The 24,027-nt window shown below is 62.0% G+C and carries 24 protein-coding genes and 1 tRNA gene; 12 read left to right on the forward strand and 13 right to left on the reverse strand.

The features are described from left to right. Window positions 1–8: 8 nt before the first annotated feature. The 5 genes from VWY75_RS16105 to VWY75_RS16125 all read right to left on the reverse strand — a co-directional run bounded on the left by VWY75_RS16105 (window position 9) and on the right by VWY75_RS16125 (window position 4,677). A complete protein-coding gene (locus tag VWY75_RS16105) occupies window positions 9–875 on the reverse strand; it encodes a carbohydrate ABC transporter permease (RefSeq protein ID WP_340545372.1) in 867 nt (288 codons plus the stop codon). A gap of 116 nt (window positions 876–991) precedes the next feature. After that, complete coding sequence (locus VWY75_RS16110; protein WP_416538660.1) at window positions 992–2,293, reverse strand: ABC transporter substrate-binding protein; 1,302 nt, start codon at window positions 2,291–2,293, stop codon at window positions 992–994. Between the two features lie 114 nt (window positions 2,294–2,407). After that, on the reverse strand, window positions 2,408–3,439 hold the full coding sequence (locus VWY75_RS16115) for a LacI family DNA-binding transcriptional regulator (RefSeq protein ID WP_340545374.1): 1,032 nt from the start codon (window positions 3,437–3,439) through the stop codon (window positions 2,408–2,410). Between the two features lie 192 nt (window positions 3,440–3,631). Then, window positions 3,632–3,707, reverse strand: a tRNA-Ile gene (locus tag VWY75_RS16120). A 34-nt stretch (window positions 3,708–3,741) separates the two neighbouring features. After that, window positions 3,742–4,677, reverse strand: a complete 936-nt coding sequence (locus VWY75_RS16125; RefSeq protein ID WP_416538661.1) for a LysR family transcriptional regulator — start codon at window positions 4,675–4,677, stop codon at window positions 3,742–3,744. Between the two features lie 118 nt (window positions 4,678–4,795). Here VWY75_RS16125 and VWY75_RS16130 point away from each other — a divergent pair, with 118 nt between their 5' ends. The 3 genes from VWY75_RS16130 (at window position 4,796) to purN (ending at window position 7,536) form a co-directional block, all read left to right on the forward strand. Further along, the gene (locus VWY75_RS16130) at window positions 4,796–5,773 is read left to right on the forward strand and encodes an MBL fold metallo-hydrolase (RefSeq protein WP_416538662.1); all 978 of its coding nucleotides are present in this window, start codon (window positions 4,796–4,798) and stop codon (window positions 5,771–5,773) included. A 123-nt stretch (window positions 5,774–5,896) separates the two neighbouring features. Continuing rightward, window positions 5,897–6,943: a phosphoribosylformylglycinamidine cyclo-ligase gene (gene purM / locus VWY75_RS16135; protein ID WP_416536112.1), complete on the forward strand. Its 1,047-nt coding sequence runs from the start codon at window positions 5,897–5,899 to the stop codon at window positions 6,941–6,943. Then, complete coding sequence (purN, locus tag VWY75_RS16140; protein ID WP_340545378.1) at window positions 6,940–7,536, forward strand: phosphoribosylglycinamide formyltransferase; 597 nt, start codon at window positions 6,940–6,942, stop codon at window positions 7,534–7,536. The genes purM and purN overlap by 4 nt, the downstream gene beginning before the upstream one ends. 29 nt (window positions 7,537–7,565) lie before the next feature. Here the strand turns inward: purN and VWY75_RS16145 are convergent, their stop codons facing one another. Continuing rightward, a complete protein-coding gene (locus VWY75_RS16145) occupies window positions 7,566–7,760 on the reverse strand; it encodes a hypothetical protein (protein WP_340545379.1) in 195 nt (64 codons plus the stop codon). Window positions 7,761–7,989: 229 nt separating this feature from the next. Between VWY75_RS16145 and rnd the strand changes: the two genes are divergently transcribed. Beyond that, window positions 7,990–9,147 (forward strand): ribonuclease D, encoded by a 1,158-nt coding sequence (rnd, locus tag VWY75_RS16150; protein WP_416536108.1) that lies wholly within the window; start codon window positions 7,990–7,992, stop codon window positions 9,145–9,147. A 99-nt stretch (window positions 9,148–9,246) separates the two neighbouring features. Here rnd and VWY75_RS16155 read toward each other — a convergent pair whose 3' ends face one another. Further along, window positions 9,247–9,771, reverse strand: coding sequence for a hypothetical protein (locus tag VWY75_RS16155; protein WP_340545381.1), 525 nt, complete (start codon window positions 9,769–9,771; stop codon window positions 9,247–9,249). A 163-nt stretch (window positions 9,772–9,934) separates the two neighbouring features. On the opposite strand from VWY75_RS16155, the gene VWY75_RS16160 reads away from it, so the two are divergent. Then, window positions 9,935–10,345 (forward strand): SufE family protein, encoded by a 411-nt coding sequence (locus VWY75_RS16160; protein WP_340545382.1) that lies wholly within the window; start codon window positions 9,935–9,937, stop codon window positions 10,343–10,345. A gap of 33 nt (window positions 10,346–10,378) precedes the next feature. Here the strand turns inward: VWY75_RS16160 and VWY75_RS16165 are convergent, their stop codons facing one another. Next, window positions 10,379–11,089, reverse strand: coding sequence for a helix-turn-helix transcriptional regulator (locus VWY75_RS16165; protein WP_416536944.1), 711 nt, complete (start codon window positions 11,087–11,089; stop codon window positions 10,379–10,381). 95 nt (window positions 11,090–11,184) lie between these two features. Here VWY75_RS16165 and VWY75_RS16170 point away from each other — a divergent pair, with 95 nt between their 5' ends. Further along, window positions 11,185–11,814 carry a glutathione S-transferase family protein gene (locus VWY75_RS16170; protein ID WP_416538663.1) on the forward strand — a complete coding sequence of 210 codons (630 nt, stop codon included), beginning with the start codon at window positions 11,185–11,187 and terminating at the stop codon, window positions 11,812–11,814. A 46-nt stretch (window positions 11,815–11,860) separates the two neighbouring features. Here the strand turns inward: VWY75_RS16170 and VWY75_RS16175 are convergent, their stop codons facing one another. Together VWY75_RS16175 and VWY75_RS16180 are read right to left on the reverse strand one after the other, a co-directional pair. Continuing rightward, window positions 11,861–12,586: a DUF1638 domain-containing protein gene (locus VWY75_RS16175; RefSeq protein WP_416538664.1), complete on the reverse strand. Its 726-nt coding sequence runs from the start codon at window positions 12,584–12,586 to the stop codon at window positions 11,861–11,863. Window position 12,587: 1 nt separating this feature from the next. Next, window positions 12,588–13,289, reverse strand: a complete 702-nt coding sequence (locus VWY75_RS16180; RefSeq protein WP_340545386.1) for a corrinoid protein — start codon at window positions 13,287–13,289, stop codon at window positions 12,588–12,590. A 222-nt stretch (window positions 13,290–13,511) separates the two neighbouring features. Here VWY75_RS16180 and VWY75_RS16185 point away from each other — a divergent pair, with 222 nt between their 5' ends. Continuing rightward, window positions 13,512–14,618, forward strand: coding sequence for a PA0069 family radical SAM protein (locus VWY75_RS16185; RefSeq protein ID WP_416538665.1), 1,107 nt, complete (start codon window positions 13,512–13,514; stop codon window positions 14,616–14,618). Window positions 14,619–14,704: 86 nt separating this feature from the next. Here VWY75_RS16185 and bmt read toward each other — a convergent pair whose 3' ends face one another. From bmt to VWY75_RS16200, 3 genes are all read right to left on the reverse strand, one after another. After that, window positions 14,705–15,721: a betaine--homocysteine S-methyltransferase gene (gene bmt, locus VWY75_RS16190; RefSeq protein WP_416536100.1), complete on the reverse strand. Its 1,017-nt coding sequence runs from the start codon at window positions 15,719–15,721 to the stop codon at window positions 14,705–14,707. A gap of 90 nt (window positions 15,722–15,811) precedes the next feature. Further along, window positions 15,812–17,968, reverse strand: coding sequence for a phosphatidylglycerol lysyltransferase domain-containing protein (locus tag VWY75_RS16195; protein ID WP_416538666.1), 2,157 nt, complete (start codon window positions 17,966–17,968; stop codon window positions 15,812–15,814). A 113-nt stretch (window positions 17,969–18,081) separates the two neighbouring features. Continuing rightward, entirely contained in the window at window positions 18,082–18,399 is a 318-nt protein-coding gene (locus tag VWY75_RS16200; RefSeq protein WP_340545390.1) for a DUF1476 domain-containing protein, read from the reverse strand. A 280-nt stretch (window positions 18,400–18,679) separates the two neighbouring features. On the opposite strand from VWY75_RS16200, the gene purC reads away from it, so the two are divergent. The 5 genes from purC to VWY75_RS16225 all read left to right on the forward strand — a co-directional run bounded on the left by purC (window position 18,680) and on the right by VWY75_RS16225 (window position 23,616). After that, a complete protein-coding gene (purC, locus tag VWY75_RS16205) occupies window positions 18,680–19,441 on the forward strand; it encodes a phosphoribosylaminoimidazolesuccinocarboxamide synthase (protein WP_416538667.1) in 762 nt (253 codons plus the stop codon). A 102-nt stretch (window positions 19,442–19,543) separates the two neighbouring features. Then, complete coding sequence (purS, locus tag VWY75_RS16210) at window positions 19,544–19,777, forward strand: phosphoribosylformylglycinamidine synthase subunit PurS (RefSeq protein ID WP_416536096.1); 234 nt, start codon at window positions 19,544–19,546, stop codon at window positions 19,775–19,777. Next, window positions 19,774–20,442, forward strand: coding sequence for a phosphoribosylformylglycinamidine synthase subunit PurQ (gene purQ / locus VWY75_RS16215; RefSeq protein ID WP_340545393.1), 669 nt, complete (start codon window positions 19,774–19,776; stop codon window positions 20,440–20,442). Before purS ends, purQ begins: the two co-directional genes overlap by 4 nt. A 37-nt stretch (window positions 20,443–20,479) precedes the next feature. Next, on the forward strand, window positions 20,480–22,249 hold the full coding sequence (locus VWY75_RS16220; protein ID WP_340545394.1) for an ATP-binding protein: 1,770 nt from the start codon (window positions 20,480–20,482) through the stop codon (window positions 22,247–22,249). Between the two features lie 29 nt (window positions 22,250–22,278). Then, the gene (locus VWY75_RS16225) at window positions 22,279–23,616 is read left to right on the forward strand and encodes a sigma-54 dependent transcriptional regulator (protein WP_340545395.1); all 1,338 of its coding nucleotides are present in this window, start codon (window positions 22,279–22,281) and stop codon (window positions 23,614–23,616) included. Window positions 23,617–24,027: the final 411 nt, after the last annotated feature.

Below are 24,027 nucleotides of genomic sequence, written 5' to 3' on the forward strand. Positions count from 1 at the left end.
GTGGCCTCCTATGCGTCGAGGTTCTTGCCAACGATGCGCATCAGGAAGATGGCAACGATATTGGCGAGGATGATGGCGTAGACACCACCGGCGGATCCCAATCCGACGTTCTGGCTTTCCAGCACGCGTTGATAGATCAGATAGGTCAGCGTCTTGGTCCCGAACGAGCCTTGGGTGGTGACGAAGATCTCCGCGAAAATCGACAGGAGGAAAATGGTCTGGATCAGCACCACGACGGTAATCGCGCGGCTGAGATGGGGCAGGGTGATATAACCGAAGCGTGCAACCGGCGGGGCGCCATCCATTTCAGCAGCCTCCAGCTGTTCGCTGTCCAGCGACTGGATCGCGGTCAGCAGGATCAGCGTGGCAAAGGGCAGCCACTGCCAGCTGACGATCAGGATGATGGATTGCAGCGAGGCCTCGGACAGCCATGACACCGGCTCGGCTCCGAAGGCCTTCCACAGGTGAGCAAAGAGGCCGTTCACAGGATCCATGAACATGTTCTTCCAGACCAGCGCAGAGACCGTGGGCATCACGAAAAACGGCGCGATCACCAGAATGCGGACGATGCCCTGTCCCCACATCGGCTGATTAAGCAGCAGCGCGAGGCACACGCCGAGGATCACAGTGATGAGGAGCACTCCACCAACGATGATCAGCGTCGCCTGAACGCTTGGCCAGAACGAGCTGGAGGACAGGAACCGGACGTAGTTGTCAAATCCCACCCAGCCCAGATCGCCACCACGCAGGGGCAGATATTTCTTGAAGGAAAAGTAGAGCGTCATCGTCAGCGGGACCAGCATCCAGCCCAGAAGCAGGATCACTGCGGGGGCCATCATGATGCGTGCTGCCGACCGGGAATGCTGGGTCGCCATGGCAAATCTCCATTCTCGCCGGGGGCTGAGGCCGTCGTGAGCAATATTGGCTTGTTAGTTCCGGGGGGCCAGAGGGCGGCCAGATCGTGGCGCCGCCCTCTGGGAGGGAGGAGGCGTCAGTACCCTGCCGCTTCCATTTCGTCTGCGGCCAGCGCCTGCGCCTTGGCCAGCGCCTCGTCAGCGGTCTGTTGCCCGGCGAGGGCCGCCGAGAACTCCTGGCCGACCTGCGTCGCAATGCCTGCGAACTCGGGGATTGCCGCAAACTGGATCCCAACATAGGGCACCGGATCAACCGTCGGATTGTTCGGATCCGCCGACAGGATGCTGTCCAGTGTCATCTTGGCAAAGGGGATATCCTTGTAGTTCGGGTTGTCATAGAGCGAGGTCCGCGCACCCGGCGGGACATTGGCCCAGCCTTCTTTCTCGGCGACCAGCTCTATATAGTCCTTCGAAGTGGCCCATTGGATGAATTCCTTTGCGGCGGCCTCCTTCTGTGTTCCTGCCGGAATGGCCAGCGCCCAAGCCCAGAGCCAGTTGCTGCGTTTGCCGAGCCCGGTATCCGGCGCGAGGGCAAAGCCGACTTTGTCCGCGACCGTGGAGTCATTCGGATTGGTCACGAAAGACGCCGCAACTGTGGCGTCGATCCACATGCCGCATTTGCCCTGCTGGAACAGCGAAAGGTTTTCGTTGAACCCGTTGCCCGATGCCCCGGGAGGGCCTGCGTCATTCATCAGGTCGATGTAGAAATTGAGCGTGTTCGACCAGGCATCACTGTCGAACTGAGGCACCCAGTTTTCATCGAACCAGCGCGCACCAAAGGAGTTGGACATCGCTGTAAGGAAGGCCGCATTCTCACCCCAGCCGGCTTTGCCGCGCAGACAGATGCCATAGATTTCATTGTCCCTGTCGGTCATCTGACGTGCCGCATCGGCGACAAAGTCCCAGGTCGGTGCACTGGGCATTTCAAGACCGGCCTTTTCCATCAGGTCGGTGCGATACATGATCATGGAGCTTTCGCCGTAGAACGGCGCCGCATAAAGCGTGCCGTCATGGGACAGGCCACCCCGCATGGCGGGCAGGATATCGTCCACGTCATACTCGGCAGGCAGATCATCCAGAGGGACCAGCCAGCCGTTCTTGCCCCAGATCGGGGTTTCGTACATGCCGATGGTCATGATGTCGAACTGACCGCCCTTGGCCGAGATGTCGGTGGTGACACGCTGCCGCAGCACGTTTTCCTCAAGCGTGACCCATTCCACCTCATGGCCGGTCTTGGCGGTAAAATCCTCTGTCAGCCCCTGCATTCGGATCATGTCGCCGTTGTTCACGGTGGCGATTGTGATCGTATCGGCAAAGGCGGCGGTGCTGGCAAAAACGGTCAAGGCCGTTGCCGCATGCAATGCGCTCTTAAGGTACATCCTTATCCTCCCATGATTGGATGTTGCCACGTGAGGATACCGGAGAAGGTCATCGCGCGTCAATTTAAATTTAACGCGCGTAAAATTTTGAAAGAGCTGGATGAATAGGAGTGCCTATGCGGATCCGCGCATGACCAGCTGTCCGTCAAACAGAATTTCCCGGCGGGGCGCCGCCGCCGCGCTGCCTTCGATTCGGGCCACCAGTGTTTCGGCACTGGTGCGGGCGATTGCGGTGTAATCCTGCGAAACGGTTGTCAGCGTCGGGCAGGTGTAGCGGGAAAACGGGTGGTCATCATGCCCTGCGATCCGCAGGGCGCAGCCATCCCCAAGGCCGACGCGCAACCCCTGCTGATAGGCAGCGGACAACAGCCCTATGGCAAGCCGGTCATTGCTGCACAAGATGGTATCGGTTTGCGGTCGCTGACCAGACAGCACCCGGGTGCCCTCGCGAAAGCCGATCTCTTCAAAGTCCCAGCCGTCACCTTCGACCTGGATCAGCTCGGGTTCGTGACCCAGCTGTTGCATCGCGGAAATATAGGCGTTGCGCCGTTTCACCGCATTGGGGTTCGTCGGAGTCTTCATCTCGAAAAAGGCCGGCGCATCGCCAGTACGGCACAGATACTCCACGATCGTGCCGATGCTCTGTTGATTGTTCGAGCCGATGAAGGCGGCACCGGTCTCTTCCAGATTGGCATCAAACAGGACGGTCGGCACCTCTTCGCAGAACTGCCGGATCTGCGGGACCTCGGACCCGCGCCCAAGGGGCGCCAGCAGCGCACCGGCGGGTTTGAGCATACGCAGATTGGTCAGGTTCTCCAATTCCTGTGACGGCGTGCCGTTTGATCCCAGTAGTACCGGCCGATAGCCTGCGGCGATGACATGATCTTCGATATGGCCGGCGATCTTGGCAAAGAACGGATCGGTGAGATTTGGAACCACGATGCCGATGGTCTTGGTCAGCCGCCGGTTCTGGTTCATCGCATAGAGATTGGGCCGGTAGTCGAATTTCTCCAGCGCATCTTCAATCCGCTTGCGCGTCGAGGTTCGAACGCTGGCCGGATCGTTGAAGAACTTCGACAGCGTCGGGCGGGAGATGCCGCTAACGGCCGCGAATTCATCCATGTTCTTGATCTTGGGATCACTCATCAGTCGCGGTCCTTGTTGTCGTCCTTGGGCGTACGGAGAGGGGGCGTCCGGGGGCATCCTTGCGGTCTGAATGCCAGCGCCCGTCGCCGCGGTGCGCCGCGCAGGATGTGGACTGTGTCACGCAAGTTGACGCGCGTCAAATTCCTTGCGGGTGCTCCGGTAGTGGTATCACCCTGGTCTGTAGCGGAGGAATGGTAGGCCCGGCAGGATTCGAACCTGCAACCAAAGCGTTATGAGCGCTCTGCTCTAACCGTTGAGCTACAGGCCCGCCACAGGTTGGTTAGGAAATGGGGCAGCCAAGGTCAAGCGGTGATTGCAGAGGGCGCCGGTGTTTCCGCAGCTTGGGGCCGCAGCAGGGCGTCCAGCCGTGCCACGGTGTGTTCGATGGTCAGGTCCCGGCGGCGGTCTGGCGTGCGGCGCGACGGGTAGACGGCAAACACGTCCTTCAAAGGGGCTTCAAAGCCGGGAAGAACCTGTTCGTATTCCCCGCTGGCCAGCTGATCCTCCACCATGAAACGGGGCGCGCGGGTATAGCCGGAGCCGCTGCTGACGGCGCGCATGATCAGGTCCGGGTCGTCGGCGGTGAAACCAACCTGCACCGGTGCCGGGTATTCCTGCCCGCCGCGGCGCAGCGGAAAGAAGCCACGGGTCTGATCCTCGTGGTGCTGAATGAACTTGAGTCGTTTCAGCTCCTCCGGCGTTTGCGGGCGACCTTCGCGGTCCAGATAGTCCGGGGTGGCAAACAGCACTGTGTCCAGAGTGGAGATCTTGCGTCCAAAACCGTCTGTGTCGCCGAGTCTCCCGGTGCGGATCGCAAGGTCGTAGCCTTCGCGCACCACATGGACCAGCCGGTCCTCCAGCCGCATCACGATATTCAGGTCCGGGTGTTCGCGGTTCAGATCCAAAAGCATCGGCCCAATCACACTGCGCCCCAGAAAGGAGTTCACGCTGATGCGGAAGGTGCCGGAGACGCTGCCTTCCAGGGCGTCCACTTCGGCTGTCATGCGGTTGTAGCCGGACAGCAGGGCCTGCGCATGGCTGAACACCAGATCGCCTGCGCGGGTGGCGTGAATGCCCTTGGCGGTGCGGTGCAGCAATTGCTGGCCCATCAGCGCCTCTAGTTGCTTGATCTGCTGACTAACTGCAGACTGGGTAATGCCGCGGCGCTGGGCAGTGCGGTTCAGGCTGCCTTCGTCCAGGGCGATGGTGAAGGTTTCCAGCAGCGTCAGTTTGTCCACGGGGGCCTATAAGAGTTGCTAATAACAGTTATCGGTGCTGCCGGGCTGCAAGCCGTGAAATTACGGCCTTAAGTCCGGTGCACGGGAATATTTCCTGAAACAGATATTGGAGTTTCTTATGACAATCAATCGCAGGGCATTTCTGGGCGGGCTGGTAGCGGCCCCCGCGGCAGTGGCAACCGGGTTCGCGGGCGGCAGCTGGGCTTGGGCGGCAGAAGGGGCTGTAACGGCGAGCCCGGTTATCCACGTATTCACACTTGGGGATGCCAGAATCACGGTATTGCTGGATGGCCACTTGCCGCTGGGGACGCAGCTCTTCAACGACTACGATGCTGCCAAGGCCGAAACCGTCCTGGCACAGGGCCTGCACCGGCTTCAGAACGATGCGTTGCAGATCCCTGTCAACGGCTACCTGGTGGAGCGGGGCGGGAAGAAGCTGTTGATCGACACCGGCACCGCGCAGCTGATGGGGCCGGGGCTGGGGGCGCTGGGTGCCGGACTGGCCGCAGCGGGCGTCGCGCCGGAGAGTATTGATACGGTACTCTTGACCCATATCCACCCGGATCATTCCGGCGGGCTGATCACGCCCGACGGTGCTGCGGCCTTTGCCAGTGCTGAGCTGGTCGTGGCGCAGCGGGAATGGGATTTCTGGCATGACGATGCCATCATGGCGGGCGTACCGCAAAGCAACCGCGGTTTCTTTGAAATGGCGCGCCGCACGGTTGCCCCCTATGCGGACCGCCTGCGCCTCCTACAGGGCGAGGGCGAGGCCGCGCCTGGCTTCACCGCGCTGGAACTGCCGGGCCATACGCCGGGCCATACCGGCTTCATGCTGGATGCGGGCGGCGAGGGGTTGCTGTTCTGGGGTGACCTGATCCACAGCGCCGCGCTGCAGTTCGCGCTGCCGGAGTGGACCATCGCCTTTGACACCGATCCGGCCCAGACCGCTCAGACACGGCGGCGGATGATGGACCGGGCGGCGGCGGACAACCTGCTGGTCACTGGCGCGCATCTCGACTTCCCGGCGCTGGGCCGGGTGCTGCGGCAGGGGGACGCCTTTGCCTATCAGGCAGCGCCTTGGCAGTTTGGCATCTGAGGCAGCTGTCCCGTCTCGAACAACAGCCTGCTGCGCCGTCCGGGATGGCGCAGCGGATTCCCTAGTTCCCTTCTGATGCGCCTTGCGCTAAAGGCTGCCCAACGTCTTTCAAGGAGCACTGAGATGACCAGCGGCAAGAACGGTTTGACCTACGCGGACGCGGGGGTGGATATTGATGCAGGCAACGCTTTGGTGGACCGCATCAAGCCCGCCGCGAAACGGACCAACCGTTCTGGCGTGATGAGCGGCCTTGGGGGCTTTGGCGCGCTGTTCGATCTGAAGGACGCAGGCTACAGCGACCCCATTCTGGTTGGCGCCACCGATGGTGTCGGCACCAAACTGCGGATTGCCATCGACACCGGTGTGGTGGATGGCGTTGGCATCGACCTGGTGGCGATGTGCGTCAACGATCTGGTCTGCCAGGGTGCTGAGCCGCTGTTCTTCCTCGACTATTTCGCAACCGGCAAGCTGGAAACCGACGTGGCGGCCCGCATCATCGAAGGCATCGCCGAGGGCTGCGTGCGCTCTGGCTGTGCGCTGATCGGCGGTGAGACGGCCGAAATGCCGGGCATGTACCCCGCAGGGGATTTCGACCTGGCGGGCTTTGCGGTGGGCGCAATGGAACGCGGCAGTGCGCTGCCTGCCGACGTGCAAGAAGGCGACGTGCTTCTGGGGCTGGCCTCTGACGGCGTGCACTCCAACGGTTACTCGCTGGTGCGCAAGCTGGTTGACGTCTCCGGCCTCGGCTGGGACGCGGACTGCCCCTTCGGCGAGGGCACGCTGGGTGCGGCGCTGCTGACGCCGACCCGTCTCTATGTAAAACAATGCCTGGCTGCCGTGCGGGCGGGCGGCGTTCATGCGCTGGCTCATATCACCGGCGGTGGTCTGACCGAAAACCTGCCGCGTGTCCTGCCCGAGGATCTGGGCGCTGACATCGACCTGAATGCCTGGGACTTGCCGCCCGTGTTCAAATGGATGGCCGAGACTGGCGGTATTGCCGAGGCAGAGATGCTGAAGACCTTCAACTGCGGCATTGGCATGATCCTGTCTGTCTCTGCCGGCCGCGCGGATGAACTGGTGAAGGTGCTGGAAACCGAGGGCGAGACCGTCTCGCGTCTGGGCACCGTCACAGCAGGCGCCGGTATGCGCTATTCGGGCAAGCTGCTGTGAGCCACAAGAAGGTCGCGATCCTGATTTCGGGCGGCGGCTCCAACATGGTGTCGCTGGTCGAAAGCATGACCGGCGATCATCCGGCGCGGCCCTGTCTGGTCTTGTCCAACATCGCCAGTGCCGGTGGCCTGACGAAGGCTGCCGCCGCAGGCATTCCAACTGCGGTGGTGGACCACAAACCCTATGGCAAGGATCGCGCCGCATTTGAGGCGGAACTCGTCAAGCCGATCCTTGCCTCCGGCGCGGATATCGTCTGTCTCGCGGGGTTCATGCGCGTTCTGACTGATGGTTTTGTATCGCAGTTTCAGGGGCGGATGCTGAATATTCACCCCTCGCTGCTGCCGAAATACACCGGTCTCAACACCCATGCACGGGCGCTCGCGGCGGGCGACCGCCAGCATGGCTGCACCGTACATGAGGTGACGGCCGTGCTCGACGACGGGCCGATCCTGGGGCAGGCGCGGGTCGATGTCGCGGCTGACGACACGCCGGAGAGCCTGGCCGCAAAAGTTCTGGTGCAGGAGCATCAGCTCTATCCGGCCGTGTTGCGTCGCTATGCCGCCGGAGATCGCACGCCAGTCTATCTGCCCTGACGATCTGCCCCGACGACTATCTTCCCGGTCTAATTGCTCGGTTCTGGCATAGGCAGTGTCGCGCTGTTGCCATGCCAGTCCGGCGTCGCCCCCTGTGGTGACCGGGCCATCAGGGCGGGCAGGCCAAGCACCAGGACAAGCGCCACTGCTGCCAGGCTGGCGGCGGACAACCCGGGGCAGGCGAGGGCAAGGGGGCTGGTTTCACAGGGGGTCAGGGCGGTCATCGGTTATGCTCCTTTTTGGCTATATGACCAACCTAGCCATCCGTTAGGTATTCCGAAAATGAATGTTTGATTGCCCTGTCATCACGTAAATTGAACATTGTCAGCGACTGTGCGCCTGCTACATCACGGCGGGGCTGAAATCCTCTGGCCCCCTCTGCACATGTTTGCATTGACCGGGACAAGCGCGTATCACGGCCCAATAATTCAGATAAAGAAAAAGCCGTAATTGATGAAAACTCTGACCTCTACCGAAGAACTGCAGGCCTTCTGCGAAGCTGCAGCGCAGCACGCCTATGTCACGGTGGATACCGAGTTTCTGCGTGAACGGACATATTATTCCAAGCTCTGCCTGATTCAGCTGGCCTTCTCCGGTGACGGAGAGACTGACGCCGTTCTGGTTGATCCGCTGGCTGATGGGATTTCTCTGGAACCGCTCTATGCGTTGTTTCGCAACGAGAATGTGGTCAAGGTGTTCCATGCCGCGCGGCAGGATCTGGAAATCTTCTGGGTTGACGCGCAGGTCTTTCCCAAGCCGCTGTTTGACACGCAGGTCGCGGCGATGGTCTGCGGCTTTGGCGAGCAGGTGGGCTATGAGACACTGGTGCGCAAGATCGCCAAACAGGGGGTCGACAAGACTTCGCGGTTTACCGACTGGTCGCGTCGCCCGCTGAGCGAGGCGCAGAAAACCTATGCGCTGGCGGATGTGACCCATCTGCGCCAGATCTACGAACATCTCGCGGCCGAGCTGCAGCGCACCGAACGGGCCCATTGGGTGGCCGAAGAGCTGCAGGTGCTCACCGATCCGGCGACCTATGATGTCGACCCGCAAGAGGCGTGGCGGCGCGTGAAAACCCGCACCAACTCCGGCAAATTCCTTGCAATCGTGCGCGAGCTGGCGGCTTTTCGCGAGAGCTACGCCAAGACCAACAATGTCCCGCGCAACCGTGTGTTCAAGGATGACGCCTTGGTGGAGCTGGCCTCGACCAAGCCGAAGAACAGCTCAGACCTCGGCAATTCGCGGTTGCTGCTGCGCGAGGCCCGCAAGGGCGCAATCGCCGAAGGCATCCTTCAGGCGGTTGCCAAGGGTGTGAACTGCCCGGCGGGATCACAGCCGCAACCGGATCGCAGCCGTGAGAAAATGCAGGTGAATCCGGCGCTCGCCGATCTGCTGCGGGTGCTCCTGAAGGCCAAGACCGAGGCCTCCGGTGTTGCGGCCAAGTTGATTGCCCCCAGCTCCGATCTGGACGCCATCGCGGCCGGTCAGCGCGATGTTCCCGCGCTTAATGGCTGGCGTCACGAGGTGTTTGGCGCCGATGCGCTGCGTCTCTGCAACGGCGAGATCGCGCTGGCTGCAAAGGGGCAATACGTGAAGGTTGTAACCCTCTGATCGCTGCCCGATCACGTCGCCGGGGCACCGGAACATAAAACAATAAAGGCGCCCGTTGCAGGCGCCTTTTGCATATTCAGCCTATGTTGGGCGTGAACCTCAGCGGCGGCTTTCGCGTGCGTTCTGTGCGGCGACAACCCGGATGCTGCGTACGCTGGCAAGCTCCTGCTTGCTGAGGCTGAAAGCAGCGCGCAAGGTCCGGGTGCGGTCGCTGCCGACAGCCGTCCGATACTCGGGGTAGGTGGCGCGGAATGTGAAATCCAGCGTGTCGTCACGGGTGCGCACGTCGCGATCGGCCTCGTCCAGGCGCAGCTCGACCCCATAGGCGCCCTGCCGCGCGGCAATGCCGGTAGCATAGACGATTGCACCGGTTGGCGTGCGTTCCACCCGCATCTCGCTGACGCTTTGCACCAGCACGCTGTTGTCCACCGCATCGGGGCGGGCAAAGACGCTGACGCGGGTCTTCACCGGGATCAGCGGATTGACCGGCTCACCGCTGGTCTCCTGCACCTCGACCTCATCGGAGCCGCCAAACCAGTTCAACGGGTTCACCCGCGAATCGCGAAACCCACAGCCAGATAGCGCCACGGCTCCAATCAGGAGGAGTGCGAGAGATCGTTGCATGATGGTTCACCCGTTCGATATGTCCTCGCATGTGGTTACCCGATTGCAAGCCACTTGAAAAGCAGTTGAAAAGCCATTGTTTGCGCCTTAGGTCGAGCGGTGCCGGTGGTTGCGTCGATCAGCGCAGGACACCGGGCCGCAAAACCAGACGAGGAACACCCCCATGGCCAGTGCCGCCTTTGAAGAGATTGTCGAAGATTTCGAGTTTCTCGACGATTGGGAAGATCGCTACCGCCATGTCATCGAACAGGGCAAGGCGATGGATCCGCTGGAAGACGCGCTGAAGGTGCCCGCAACCAAGGTTGACGGCTGCGCCAGTCAGGTCTGGCTGCATCCCACCATCGAAAACGGTGTGTTCCACTTCGACGGTGAAAGCGACGCAATGATCGTGCGCGGGCTGATCGCGGTGTTGCGTGCGCTGTATAACGGCCTCTCCCTTGAGGAGGTGCTGGCGGTCGACGCGCGGGCCGAACTGGCGCGGCTGGGTCTCAATGATCATCTGTCGGCGCAGCGTTCAAATGGGCTGACTGCCATGGTCCAGCGCATTCGCGAAACGGCAGCGGCGGCCGTCTGATCCAGCGGGCCGGTCCCGGGTGATTATCGCCCGTCATCGGGCCGCGCCTTCGCCACCGCGATCCCGCGAATGAAGGTGGTCAATGAACGCACGCAGCAGGGTGACACGCCGGGGACGAAAGCTTTCTCCGGTCTTGCTGTAACCATCAATCCGGGTCACATGGAAACTGCGGAAATCCTCGCGTTTGCAGCACCAGGCCAGCAGCATCACGCTGCGGTCGTGATAGGATAGCGCCAGCGGATAGATCCGCCGCGTGGTCCGGGCGTCTTTCAGGTCGCGATAACCTATATCCAGCGCCTCCTCCGCCCACATCGCTTCGCGCAGGAGGGTCATGTCAATGGTGGGTTTGGCCGGTGCATAATAGCGATGGACCAGATTTACCGCATGCATGGCCTGCCGCTGCTGGCGTTCGGGCAATGTGGCGAGGATCTTGACCAGCGCATCTGTCGCTGCCTTCGCCAGATCGGGGTCGCCGCGCTGATTCACATCCGACAGCCCAAGGGTCAGCGCTTCCAGCTCGATCTGGGAAAAGGTCTGCGGCGGCAGCGCCGGATCTTCGGTCATCGTATAACCCAGCCCCGCCTCTCCCTCGATCCGCGCCCCTGCCGCGCGCAGGCTGTCGATGTCACGGTAGATCGTACGCTCCGACACCTCCATCGCGGCGGCAAGCCGGGCCGCCGTGACCGGCGGGCGCAACCCCCGGATCAGATGCAGCAGACGAAAAAGGCGATCTGTTTTAGGCATGGGTCCATATATCCGCAAACATCCTGACAGAATTTGGCAGGAGGGTAGTCGCATATCACTACCATCAGCAACATAACAAATGGAAAGTCATTGAAATGCCGACGCTTTATCATTGCCCCAACAGCCGCTCCTCTCGTGTCATTGCGCAGCTTATGCTCATCGGCAAACTGGATGCGGTCGAGGTCGTTCCCGTCAGCGTAGAGCGCTTTGATGGCACCGGTCGCCGTGATCCACGCAATCCTCATCCCGAGGGGAAAGTCCCCTATCTGGTCACCGATGAGGGGCAGGGTGTTCGTGAGAGCGCTGCCATCATGATGTATCTGGATGAGCTGTACGGTCAGCCGCTCAGCCCCAAGATCGGCGCGCCGGATCGTGGCCGCTATCTCAGCTGGATGACCTACGCCGGCGGCGTGCTGGATCCGGTTCTGGTGGCGGCCTTCTCAGGCTTGGATCATCCGGCCATCAATGGGGCGTATCGCGGTTTGGCTGAAGTCTGCACGGCGCTGGAAACAGCGCTGGCCGAAGGTGACTTCCTGCTGGGCGATACGCTCTGCCTCGCCGATATCCTGTTGGCGTCGCCATTTCAGTGGGCGCCGCATCTGATGCCCGACAGTGCCGTGATCAAGGCCTGGGTGGAGCGGGTCAGCGCCGCGCAGGACGGTCAGGCCATCGCGGCCTACGAGGCCGAAACAACCGAGCAGTTGAGCGCGCTGGAAGACGCCTGAGCGGGTCAGGGCAGCCACCCATTCCGATAAATCTGCGGCGCGCGGTCTAATCGCGCGCCATCTTATCGCTCCAGGCCAGCACCGCGGTTTTCAGATCCCCATACCCGGTGTGGCGATGTTCAAACGCCAGCCCCATGCGCTTGGCGCAGAGTTCGGCTTTCTCAACCAGTGCCGGATCATCGATCTGCGACTGGTAAACCAGCTTGGTGTAGTTGCCGAACACCATGTCCCGCAGTTCCGGGTGCTTATCCAATCCCATCGGCCGCCAGACAAAGGCGTCGAATTGCTTCACCAGAAAATCCGTCAGGTAAAAGGCGGTGATCTCTCCGGCCTCGCCATGGGCGGTAAATTGGTCGTTGCCTTCGAAGAACGAATAGCAATGCGGGCCGGCAATCATCTCGACACCGAGCTCGGCGCATTTGCGCTCCAGCGCGCCGCCCGTACCGCAATCGGCATAGACGACATAGATGCTGTCATAGACGCGGGAATGTTTGGCGACGGCCCCGTCCACCGCATCAACAATCTGTTCGGGGTAAAGGTGCAGCTTGGCCGGCAGGCAGGTGAGATCAATGTGATCAAGCCCGTTGGCATCTTTGATAGCCAGAATTTCCCGGGCCAGCGCACCGCAGGCAATCAACAGGATACGGCCCGTTTTTCTCGAAGGTGCGGCCAGGCCCCGCTCGGTGAGGGAGGTTTCCTCAAGCGACCGCCCGGTGGGCGGTTGGAACGCCGCCCGCTCAGTCAGGCGGGCGGCGCGTCCTTTGCGTGCCAAATCAGGCGCTCATCTGGTTGTGCTTGCGCGCAACGAAGTCCTTTGCCATTTCCACGGCCACAGCCGCGTCACGGCAATAGCCATCTGCGCCAATTGCCTTGCCGAATTCTTCGTTCAGCGGCGCGCCGCCAACCAGAACGATGTAATCGTCGCGTTTGCCTTGTTCGATCATCGTGTCGATCACGACCTTCATATAGGGCATCGTGGTGGTCAGCAGGGCCGACATGCCGAGGATGTCCGGCTTGTGCTCTTCCAGAGCTTCCAGATAGTTCTCGACCGGGTTGTTGATGCCGATGTCCACCACCTCGAAACCGGCACCTTCCATCATCATGGAGACGAGGTTCTTGCCGATGTCGTGAATGTCGCCCTTCACGGTGCCGATCACCATGGAGCCCATGCGCGGCGCGCCGGTTTCCGCCAGCAGCGGCTTCAGGATGGCCATGCCGCCCTTCATCGCGTTGGCCGCCAGCAGCACCTCGGGCACAAACAGGATGCCGTCGCGGAAGTCGGCGCCCACGATGGTCATGCCACCTACCAGCGCCTCGGTCAGGATCCGGTAGGGTGCCCAACCGCGCTCGAGCAGAATATTGACACTCTCTTCGATCTCTTCCTTGAGGCCGTCATAGAGGTCATCGAACATCTGCTGGACGAGTTCCTCGTCATTGAGATCTGCCAGGATGATGTCATCTGCGTCTTCCGACATGGGTGTATTCCTTGACTGGGCGGGGTGACCCCGGTTTGGCCTCGTTTAACTCGTATTGGTCCAGATTGACCCCAAGAGACTGCATTGTTTGCGACGTTGCCTTGGTCCGAACCGACGTATAGGCGCAAAAATGGCGGAATAATAATGAAGATTTCGCATGGAAATCTTCGGTTTCTTGCGTTTGTTCTTTATTTGTTCTCAACTTTGCGGCAAGATGCCCCAATGACCGAGATCTTGCCACCACCGCCACAACGTCGCAAAGCCCGCGCCAGCCTTAGCAATGCGGCAGGGCGGTTTGATTTGGCACGAGATGTCATTGATGACGGTTGGGGAGGGCTGCAGGATTCGCGTGATGACGGCGATGATGGCGGCGCGCCGAGGATCGAAACCGATATCCGGCATGAGGTGGCGCGCTCGTTGATTTCCTATAATAAATCGCCCGATCTGCCATTTGATCGCTCTATCAACACCTACCGCGGCTGTGAACATGGCTGCATCTATTGCTTTGCCCGTCCCAGCCATGCCTATCTGGGGCTGTCGCCGGGATTGGATTTCGAAACCCGGCTGATCGCGCGCCCCAATGCCGCCGAGGTGTTGCGCCGCGAACTGTCGCAGCCGCGCTACAAGGTGGCGCCGATTGCCATCGGGACCAATACCGATCCCTACCAGCCGTGTGAGCGTGATCTCGGGCTGACCCGCGCCTGTCTGGAGGTGCTGGATCAGTTCTCCCATCCGGTCGCCATCGTCACCAAGGGGACCCTGATTGAGCGGGATCTTGATATTCTGTCGGCCATGGCCGGGCGTGGCCTTGTGCGGGTTGGCATCTCCGTCACCACATTGGATGCGGAGCTGTCGCGCCGCATGGAGCCGCGCGCGCCGACGCCCGCCCGTCGCCTCGCGACCATCCGGCGCCTGTCTGAGGCGGGTGTCCCGGTGCGGATCATGACCTCGCCCATCGTGCCGGGGCTGACCGACCATGAGCTGGAGGCGCTGCTGGCCGCCGGGGCCGATGCCGGCGCCGATGCGGCAAGCTGGATCATGCTGCGGCTGCCGCGTGACGTGTCGGAGCTCTGGCAGGAATGGCTGGCGGAGCATGTGCCGCTGCGCGCCGAAAAAGTCATGGCACGGCTGCGCGAAATGCACGGAGGGCGCGACTATGACCCGCGCTGGGGGCATCGTATGCGTGGCGATGGGCCTTATGCGTCGGTGATCGCCAACCGGTTCAATGCCGCGTGCAAACGGCTGGGCCTTGCGCAGCGCGCGCCTCAGCTGCGCTGCGATCTCTTTGCAAAACCGGCACAGGCCGGGGATCAGCTGGCGCTGTTCTAAAAGTCGTCGCAGGGCTGCGAAGGTGATCGCCCGAAGCCATCCTGAGACCGCTTCGGGCTGAAAACGCAATGCCGGTCGGGCGGGTGTTACCCGCGCCGGCGGCCGCGACGGCTGCGCCGTTCGGGCGCGTTGTCCTCGCCGGTGCCATCGCTGTCTGAGCTGAACGGCCCGAGGATCTGGACAATCTGCTCCAGCGTCGGCTGCTCGCCGCGAGGGCGGGTATCCAGTGCCTCGCGCATGGCGCGCAGATGATCGGGCATGGTGCCACAGCAGCCGCCAATGATCTTGGCGCCGCAATCGCGCGCCATGGCGGCATATTCGCCCATCAGGGCTGGCGTGCCGTCATAATGGATGTGACCATCGACATATTTGGGAATGCCCGCGTTTCCCTTGGAAATGATCGGGCGGCTGGTGCCCTGCGCAGCAAAGCCAAGCACGGTGCGCAGAATATCCGAGGCACCGGTGCCGCAGTTGGCGCCAAACGCCAGCGGTGCCGGATCAAACTCCTCGACCAGCTCCGCCATGTCGGATGAGGTCACGCCCATCATGGTGCGCCCTGCGGTGTCAAAGCTCATGGTGCCGCACCAGGGCATATCGGCGAGTTTGAACGCCTCCGCCGCGGCGCGAAATTCCTCGGGCGCGGAGATCGTCTCCAGCCACAGAACATCAACGCCGCCTTCCTTCAGGGCCTCGGCCTGTTCATGGAACATCTCGACGGCCAGCGCGTGGCTCAATTCGCCCACCGGCTGCATGATTTCGCCGGTCGGGCCAACGGATCCGGCCACCGCGATCTTGCGCTCGGAGCGATCGGCGACATTGCGACCCAGCTCTGCGCCGGCAATGTTCAGCTCCCGCACACGGCGCTGCGCGTCGTGCAGCTTCAGCCGGGCTGCGGTGCCGCCAAAGGTGTTGGTCAGAAACAGGTCGCTGCCTGCATCGACCGATCCCTGATAAAGCGCGGTGATCTTCTTGGGTTCGTCCACATTCCACAGTTCAGGCGCGTCACCGGATTGCAGTCCCATATTGAACAGATTGGTACCAGTGGCCCCATCGGCAAGCAGGGCGTCCTTGGTTTCCAGCAGGGTTGTGAAAGTATTTGTCATGGGATGTTCCTGTGGGGTGATGTCGGTTGTTTGGGCCGCGGCTCGCCGCTATCGGCACCTGGGGTCGGCTTGTGTCAATGGCCCGGTCTGTCATGCGCGGCGGGTGAGGGCAATTTCATTTTCTTCATCTTCATTATGAAGGCGATCACCATCGGGCGGCGGATCATCGCGATCTGCCGCGTCGGACCATCTGCCCGAGGCCTGCCTTCGGGCCGCGCGGGCAGCTGCTGCGCGGCGCTCGAATTTGCGCCACAGGCTCTCTTCGGTCCGGGCGTTTGTGTCGGCAACGCTGCCGTTCAGCCGCTCGCCATCCGGTCCACGGTCGCCATCGCGCGGTGCTGTGTCGTCGCTGCCATCGGTTTCGGTCGATCTGGGCCAATGGGGCAGCGGCGCAGGATGATGGACCAGCCGCAGCAGTTCGCCAAGGGCGATGAGCATGTGCAGGAATGAGGGCGCGGCCACATAGCGATCTTCCCAGGTAGGGGCAAAGCTGGTCTTGAAGCGGCGCAAGCCGGGATCCAGACGCTTGGCAAACCGATGATCGGGCACCGCGGCGAGTGACAGGCGCGAAACGCCGCTCTCCGCCGCCGCAGCAAGCGCCGCGCGGATCAGCGCGTGGCCGGTGCCATCGGGGGCATCGGGCAGCAGGCGCACCAGATCGAGGCACCATTCATGTGCGATGGCGTGAAAGCTGACAAAGCCGACCATGCGCTTGTCATGCCAGGCGATAAACACCTGCTGCTGTGCCAGATATTCTGCCTGAAACCGTCCCATCGTCGTGCCCTTGGCTTGTCCATGGGTGGACTGCCAGGCGGCATCTATGGCTTTCATCTGTTCAATCGGCAGCTCGGCGGCTGCGGGCAGGGCGCAGACGCCCGCCTTTTCGGCCTGCCGGAGTTTGCGTCGCAGCTGCCGCCGACTTGAGCCTGTTTCTCTGAAGGTCGCGGGGTGAAGCACCGCCTCCTGCGCGATCCGAAGCACCCGCCAGCTGGCACGGCGACACTCAACCGCCTCGCGTGCCGTGCACTTATAGAGGCAGGCAACGGCATTGCGGTGTTTGGCATGGTGGTGAAGGCCGGGAAGAAGTTCGCTTAGATGACCGCTCACCGCACCAAAGAGCGCGATTGAGGCCTGCGGGCTGTCCAGCAGCGCCACCTGATTGAAGCCAAAAGCATGCAGATGTCCGCCATTCTGCTGGATCACGGCGGTTTCGGCGACAGGACGGATCTGCGGCAGCTGTGCGGCTGGGCGCATCCGACTGCCGCTGAGGGCATGCATGTCTTCGGGACCAGAGAGCTCAGCGTCGGGCGTATTGCTTGCCAATCGTCGTGGCAGTTCGGCCAGCGCAGGCCACCCGAGGCAGATCCCGCCAATGATCGCCGGCAGCAGGTAGTAGACCAGACGAAACCCGAGGATAGCCGCGATAACTTCGGGGGTGATATCTGCGGGCAACATCGCGCAAAGCGCCAGTTCGAATGCGCCGGCGCCGCCGGGCGCCGAGGAAAGGATCGCAACGCCAAGCGCCAGAAAATAGGCGGGCAACATTGCAGCAAGAGACAGCTCGACAGAGGCAGGCAGCAGCAGCCACAGCGCTGTGCCAGCTGCCACCACGTCGATCATGGCCCAGAACCCAAGCGCGGAAATCGCCATCAGCGAGGGCCAGCGCAGGGTCATCCGGCCGATCCGCACCACCGGCACCGCCACCATGGCAGCGGTCATGGCGAAAGTTGCAAGGAGAATAGCCGATCCCAGCCATGGGCTGGACACCGGGGGCGGGCTCAGGATCAGGGCACCGCCACAGATACCCGCCAGTGCAATCAGGAAGGTGATGGCGACCATTCCGGTCAGCTGGGCTGCACGGATCGGGCGCAGCCCCGTCAGCATGCGCCAGCGGGCAAAGGCGCCGGTGACCAGACCAAACCCAAGGGTTTGCGACACCGCGATGGCTATCATACCGGCGCGCCGCGCCTGCGGGCCATCCAGCCCGGTCCCGAGGTGCCTGTGCGCAACGCTGTCATAGCGGCCCAGAGCCCAGAAGCTTACCGCGGTGGCCATCAGCGCAGCGCCCCATTGCCACGGCGCAAGAGAGCGCAATATCCCGCGCAGTTCCGCCAGATCGGGCAGCGCCACATGGGCCTGCAGCAATGCCAGACAGCCGATCATCACGGCGACAGGCAGCATCAGGCGCAGACCGCGTGCGGCAATCCGCGCAAAGATGCGGGCGGCAGGGGACAGTAGGCTGGGCATCAGCATCCTTGTGTCAAATGGCAGGTCGCCATCCGACACGCTACACCTGATGGATTGTCACCCGGTTAATGCCAGTCCCATCGCTGCCGGTCCTGCGTGAAATGCGCGTAAAATCATGCGCTGTCGTTCAGAACCTGGTCCTTGGCCTCCGGCAGCAGGGCGGCCCGCTTCTGGCGTACCTCATCCGCGGTGGCCCGACCTTCCAGGTCAGCACTGACCTTGCGCAGCACATCTTCAAACCCCGGTTCCTCGAAATCGGATTTGATCACCTCATGCGCATAGGCCTCGGCATCAGCGCCGGTTTTGCCCAGCAGCCCAGCGGCCCACAGCCCGAGCATCTTGTTGCAGCGGGCCTGCGCCTTGAACTGCATTTCCTCGTCATGGGCGTATTTCGCTTCAAAGGCGTGTTCGCGGTCGTCGAAAGTGGTCATGGATCCTCCCTCAGGGCGATAAGTGTCGTAGATCATTGTGATATGTGGATGGCGCGCGGCGCCAACAAGAGGCGGGCGGGGCAATTGATCCCAGAATCCGCGTGGCTCCCCGACCACGCCGGGCCATCATAGCACAGCAGGCCCGCAGGGACGAAAAGCCCGTCTCCCCAATCGTGATTGCGGGCGGGCAGGGACCAAGCTTGCGGCACGGCCCCCCTTGCCGTATGAGGGCGACAGTTCCCGGGCATGAGATTCCCGCTTTTTTCCCGAAAGGCTCCGCATGGCACGTCGCAAGAAGATCTACGAAGGCAAGGCGAAGACACTTTATGAAGGTCCCGAACCGGGTACCATCGTTCAGTACTTCAAGGACGACGCCACCGCTTTCAACGCGGAAAAGCGGGATATCATCGAAGGCAAGGGCGTGCTCAACAACCTGTTGAGCGAGTTCTTCATGCAAGGTCTGGGGCAGATCGGCGTGCCGACCCATTTCCTGAAGCGGCTCAATATGCGTGAACAGCTGGTGCGCAGCTGCGAGATCATTCCCCTGGAAGTGATCGTGCGCAACTATGCGGCCGGGTCGATCTCCAAACGCCTCGGCATTGACGAGGGCACCCAGCTGCCGCGCCCGATTGTGGAATACTGCTACAAGGACGACGCGCTGGGGGATCCTCTGGTCACCGAGGAGCATATCGCCGCCTTCGGCTGGGCCAGCCAGCAGGATATGGATGATATCCTCAGCCTCGCGCTTCGGGTGAACGACTTCCTGTCCGGTGTCATGCTGGCGGTCGGGATCAAGCTGGTGGATTTCAAGATCGAAATCGGCCGGATCTATGACGGCGATTTCCAGCGTCTGGTCGTCGCCGATGAAATCAGCCCCGACAGCTGCCGTCTGTGGGACATGAAAACCGGTCAGAAGCTGGACAAGGATGTGTTCCGCCGCGACCTTGGCAATCTGACCGACGCCTATACCGAGGTGGCCCGGCGTCTGGGCGTGATGCCGAACAACCCGCCGGCGACCGGCAAGCCGACGCTGGTAAACTGACCTGATCCATGGATCCCGCCCTGACCAAAGGGCGGGATTTTGACTATCTAACTTAGAGGCCCCTAATCCGGGCTTTGCCATCGAAACCTGAGGGAAAATGCGATGAAGGCACGCGTGCATGTAATGCTGAAAAACGGGGTTCTGGATCCGCAGGGCGAGGCCGTGCGCCACGCGCTTGGCGCCATGGGCTTTGACAAGGTGGGCGGCGTGCGTCAGGGCAAGGTGATCGACCTTGATCTGGCGGATGATGCCACCGAGGCGGATGTGACCGCGATGTGCGAAAAGCTGCTGGCCAACACCGTGATCGAATCCTACAGCATCGAGATGCAGGGATGAAGGCGGCTGTTGTTGTCTTCCCCGGGTCCAACTGCGACCGCGATCTGGCGGTGGCGTTTGAACAGGCGGGCTGTGACGTCTCCATGGTCTGGCACAAGGACAGCGCGCTGCCCGAGGGTGTCGATATCGTTGGCGTGCCGGGCGGGTTTTCCTATGGCGACTATCTGCGCTGCGGCGCAATTGCCGCCCAGTCACCGATCTGCCAAGCGGTTGTCGATCATGCCAATCGCGGTGGCTATGCCATCGGCGTGTGCAACGGCTTCCAGATTCTGACCGAAACCGGCGTGCTGCCGGGCGCGCTGTTGCGCAATGCCGGTCTGAAATACATCTGCCGCACCGTCGATCTGCAGGTGGCGACAGCCGACAGCGTCTTTACCGAAGGCTATGCGGCAGGTGATGTGATCGGCGTGCCGATCGCGCATCACGACGGCAACTACTATGCCGATGCCGACACCATCGCCGCCCTTCAGGATCAGGACCGCGTCGCCTTCCGCTACGTCGACAATCCCAATGGCTCGGTTGCCGATATCGCCGGTATCCTGTCGGAAAACCGCCGGGTTCTGGGAATGATGCCTCACCCGGAGCGGGCTGCGGATGCAGGCCATGGGGGCACCGACGGGGCGGCAGTGTTCCGCGCATTGGCTGGGCTAGTCACTGCGGCGTGACTTGTGAATGCGCGGCGGCTTGCGTTAGGTTTTGCCTATGACTGCCGCGCGTGACGCAACCCTATCCTCTGGAAAACCGCGCTCCCGCACGACCTCGTGGCGGGTGCGTCTTGCTTTGCTCTTGCTTATGGCCGTCGCTGCGGTGACCGTCTGGGTCACCAATCGGGCGCTGACCGATCGCTTCACCGAAAGCACCCGCAACCGGGCTGAACTGCGTCTTGCGCTCTACTCCGGCAACCTGGTGAGCGAGCTGGGGCGCCACGCCATCGTGCCGCAGCTGCTGGCGCGGGATCAGGCACTGATCTCGGCGCTGCAATCGAATGATTTTTCGCTCTCGACCCAGCGGCTGATCTCCTTTGTCGAGGAAATCGGCGCCGCCTCCATCATGCTGATGGCGCAGGACGGGCGCACCGTGGCCGCCACCGATCGCAACCGGTTGGGCCAAACTCACCGTAATGCGGGTTATTTCGTCGACGCGCTGCGCTCCAAAACCACCGTGTTCTCGGCGATCCGCAGCGAGGTCGGCAGCTATCGTTTCACCTATTCGCGCCGCATCGTCGACACCTCCGGCATCCTCGGGGTGATCGTGGTGGAGGTCGATCTGCAGAAGTTCGAGCGCGCTTGGGCAGGGATTTCGGATGCGGTGATGGTGTCCGACAGCACCGGCACCATCATTCTGGCAACGGAGTCGCGCTGGCGCGGCCTGTCGGAGGCGGATGCGCTGCAATTGCAGACCCCTGAGGGGGCCATTCAGCGCGCGATCCGGGCCACAACGGATTGGACCGCGCTGCCCGCCGATGCCTATCTCCAGGGCGAAGCGGTGATGCGGCTGGAATCCCGGATCCCGTTTCAGGGCTGGCGGCTGACCTCTTTCACCACCTACGCGTCGATCCGCGAGCGGGTGAACACGGTTTTGGCGCTTGAGATCATGGGATTCGCCATTCTGCTGGCGCTGGCTTTCTATGCGCTGAGCCGTCGCACCGCGCTGCGCATGGCGCTGTTCCAGCGCGAGTCGGCAGAGCTTCGCGTATTGAACGCACGGCTACAGCGGGAAATTGCCGAACGCGAACGCATGCAGGAGACCCTCGCAGTCGCCGAACAGAGCCTCGCGCAGAGCTCGAAACTGGCCGCTCTGGGTGAGATGTCGGCGGCCGTCAGCCACGAGCTGAACCAGCCGCTGGCGGCGATGAAAACCTATCTGGCGGGGGCGCGGCTGCTGCTCAATCGCAACCGCCCCGAGGAGGCGCTGGCCTCCTTTGGCAGGATCGACGATCTGATTGAACGGATGGGCGCGATCACCCGCCAGCTGAAGTCCTACGCGCGCAAGGGCGGTGATACGTTCAGCCCCGTAAATATGGGCGATGCGCTTGCCTCCTCGCTGTCGATGATGGAGCCGCAGCTGCGTCAGCGGCACGTCAAGATCGCCCGTATCCTGCCCGAGGAACCGGTCTATGTGATGGGCGATCGGATGCGGATTGAGCAGGTGATGGTGAACCTGTTGCGAAACGCACTAGATGCTACAAAGTCAGTCGAAGACCCGGAGGTCGAAATCCTGCTGGCGGCGGGCGAGACAGCCACTCTGTCGGTGCGCGACAACGGGATGGGGATCAAGGATTTCGGCAGCCTGTTTGAACCCTTCTACACCACCAAGCAGCCGGGGGACGGGGTTGGGTTGGGGCTTGCCATCTCCTCGGGTATCGTGAACGACCTAGGCGGTCGGCTGACCGCCCGCAACGGGCAGAGCGGTGGCGCCGTATTTGAAATGCAACTGCCGATCCTTGTGGACGGTATCGAGGCCGCGGAATAGCGCGGTATCACTGGATGGAGGGCACGCGAATGGCACAGGCCATGAAAATCGCGATCGTCGATGATGAACAGGATATGCGACAGTCGATCAGCCAATGGCTGGCGCTGTCTGGCTATGACACCGAGACCTTTGCCAGCGCCGAGGACGCGCTAAAGGTGCTGGGGCCGGATTATCCCGGGATTGTCATCTCGGATATCAAGATGCCGGGCATGGACGGGATGCAGTTCCTGAAGAAACTGATGGGCAGCGACTCTGCCTTGCCGGTCATCATGATCACCGGTCACGGTGATGTGCCAATGGCGGTTGAGGCGATGCGGGTTGGCGCATTCGACTTTCTCGAAAAACCCTTTAACCCGGATCGCATGTCGGAACTGGCCAAGCGCGCCACCGGGGCCCGGCGCCTGACGCTCGACAACCGGGTGCTGCGGCGCGAGCTCTCCGACGGCAGCACCATCATGAAGAAACTCATCGGCTCCAGCCCGGTGATGGAGCGCCTGCGCGAGGATATCCTGGATCTGGGGCAGGCGGATGGCCATGTGCTGATCGACGGCGAAACCGGCACCGGCAAGACGCTGGTGGCCCACGCGCTGCACGCGGTCGGCAGCCGGGCGGGCAAGAAATTCGTGCTGGTCTCCTGCGCCGCGCTGGAAGAGGAGGCGCTGTCCAAACGCCTGTTCGGTCCGATGCAGCCCGAAGACAGCTCGCTCCCCGCCATTGAGGAGGCCCGTGGCGGCACCCTGGTGCTGGAAGATGTCGAAGCCCTGAGCGAAACGCTCCAGGCCAAGCTGCTTAGCGTCATCAATGAGCAGGGCATTCCGGGGGAGACACGCATCGTGGCGATCTCCAACCTGCAGGAAGCCGGCAAGACCTGCGAAGACGCGCTGCGCCCGGATCTGTTCTACCGGCTTGCCGCGCTTCGGATCACCGTGCCGCCACTGCGCCAGCGCGGCGAGGATATCCTGACGCTGTTCACCCGCCTGTCCGAACAGTTTTCCGAAGAATACGGCTGTGACGCACCTCAGGTGAGCGCCCAGGAGGCCGCGCAGCTGTTGCAGGCGCCCTGGCCGGGCAATGTGCGCCAGCTGATCAATATCGCCGAACGCGCGGTGCTTCAGTCGCGCCGTGGCTCGGGGACCATTGCATCGCTGTTGATGTCGGACCACGAGGATATGCAACCGGTGATGACCACCGAAGGCAAGCCGCTGAAGGAATATGTCGAAGCCTTCGAACGGATGCTGATCGACAACACCATGCGGCGCCACAAAGGGTCCATCGCCAGCGTCATGGATGAGCTGTGCCTGCCGCGCCGGACGCTCAACGAAAAGATGGCCAAATACGGGCTGCAACGCTCCGACTATCTGTCCTGACCGCCAAACCGCGCGTTAACCAAGATTGGGCCGCCTCCCTCCTGGGGGCGGTCCTTGTCGTTCCGGTAACGGAATATTCATGATTTTCAGCCTAGGAACCAAGAGGATAGCATTTAGATTGCAGGTGTGACGAATGACCATTGTCATTACCTATCCACAGGTCTTATGCTGCCTAAATGGGGACGGGACTAGAGTGATCCTGCCCCTCTTGATGAGATTCGCTGCCTTTGTTTTTGTCCGGCAAGATCCGAGAAAGCAAAGTCAGACCGATTGGCCCCGCAGTATTTCGGGGCAGTTTAGCACCTGACTGGGGTTTCCCAGCAGGGATATAATCAGGGCAGGGCGCGGATATTCCCACCTGTCGGAGAAGAAACGCGATGACGCGCGCGAGAGAGAACAGCAGACAGGCAG

The sequence above is a fragment of the Phaeobacter sp. JH20_08 genome, assembly GCF_048056635.1.
Classification (GTDB): Bacteria; Pseudomonadota; Alphaproteobacteria; order Rhodobacterales; family Rhodobacteraceae; genus Phaeobacter; species Phaeobacter bryozoorum.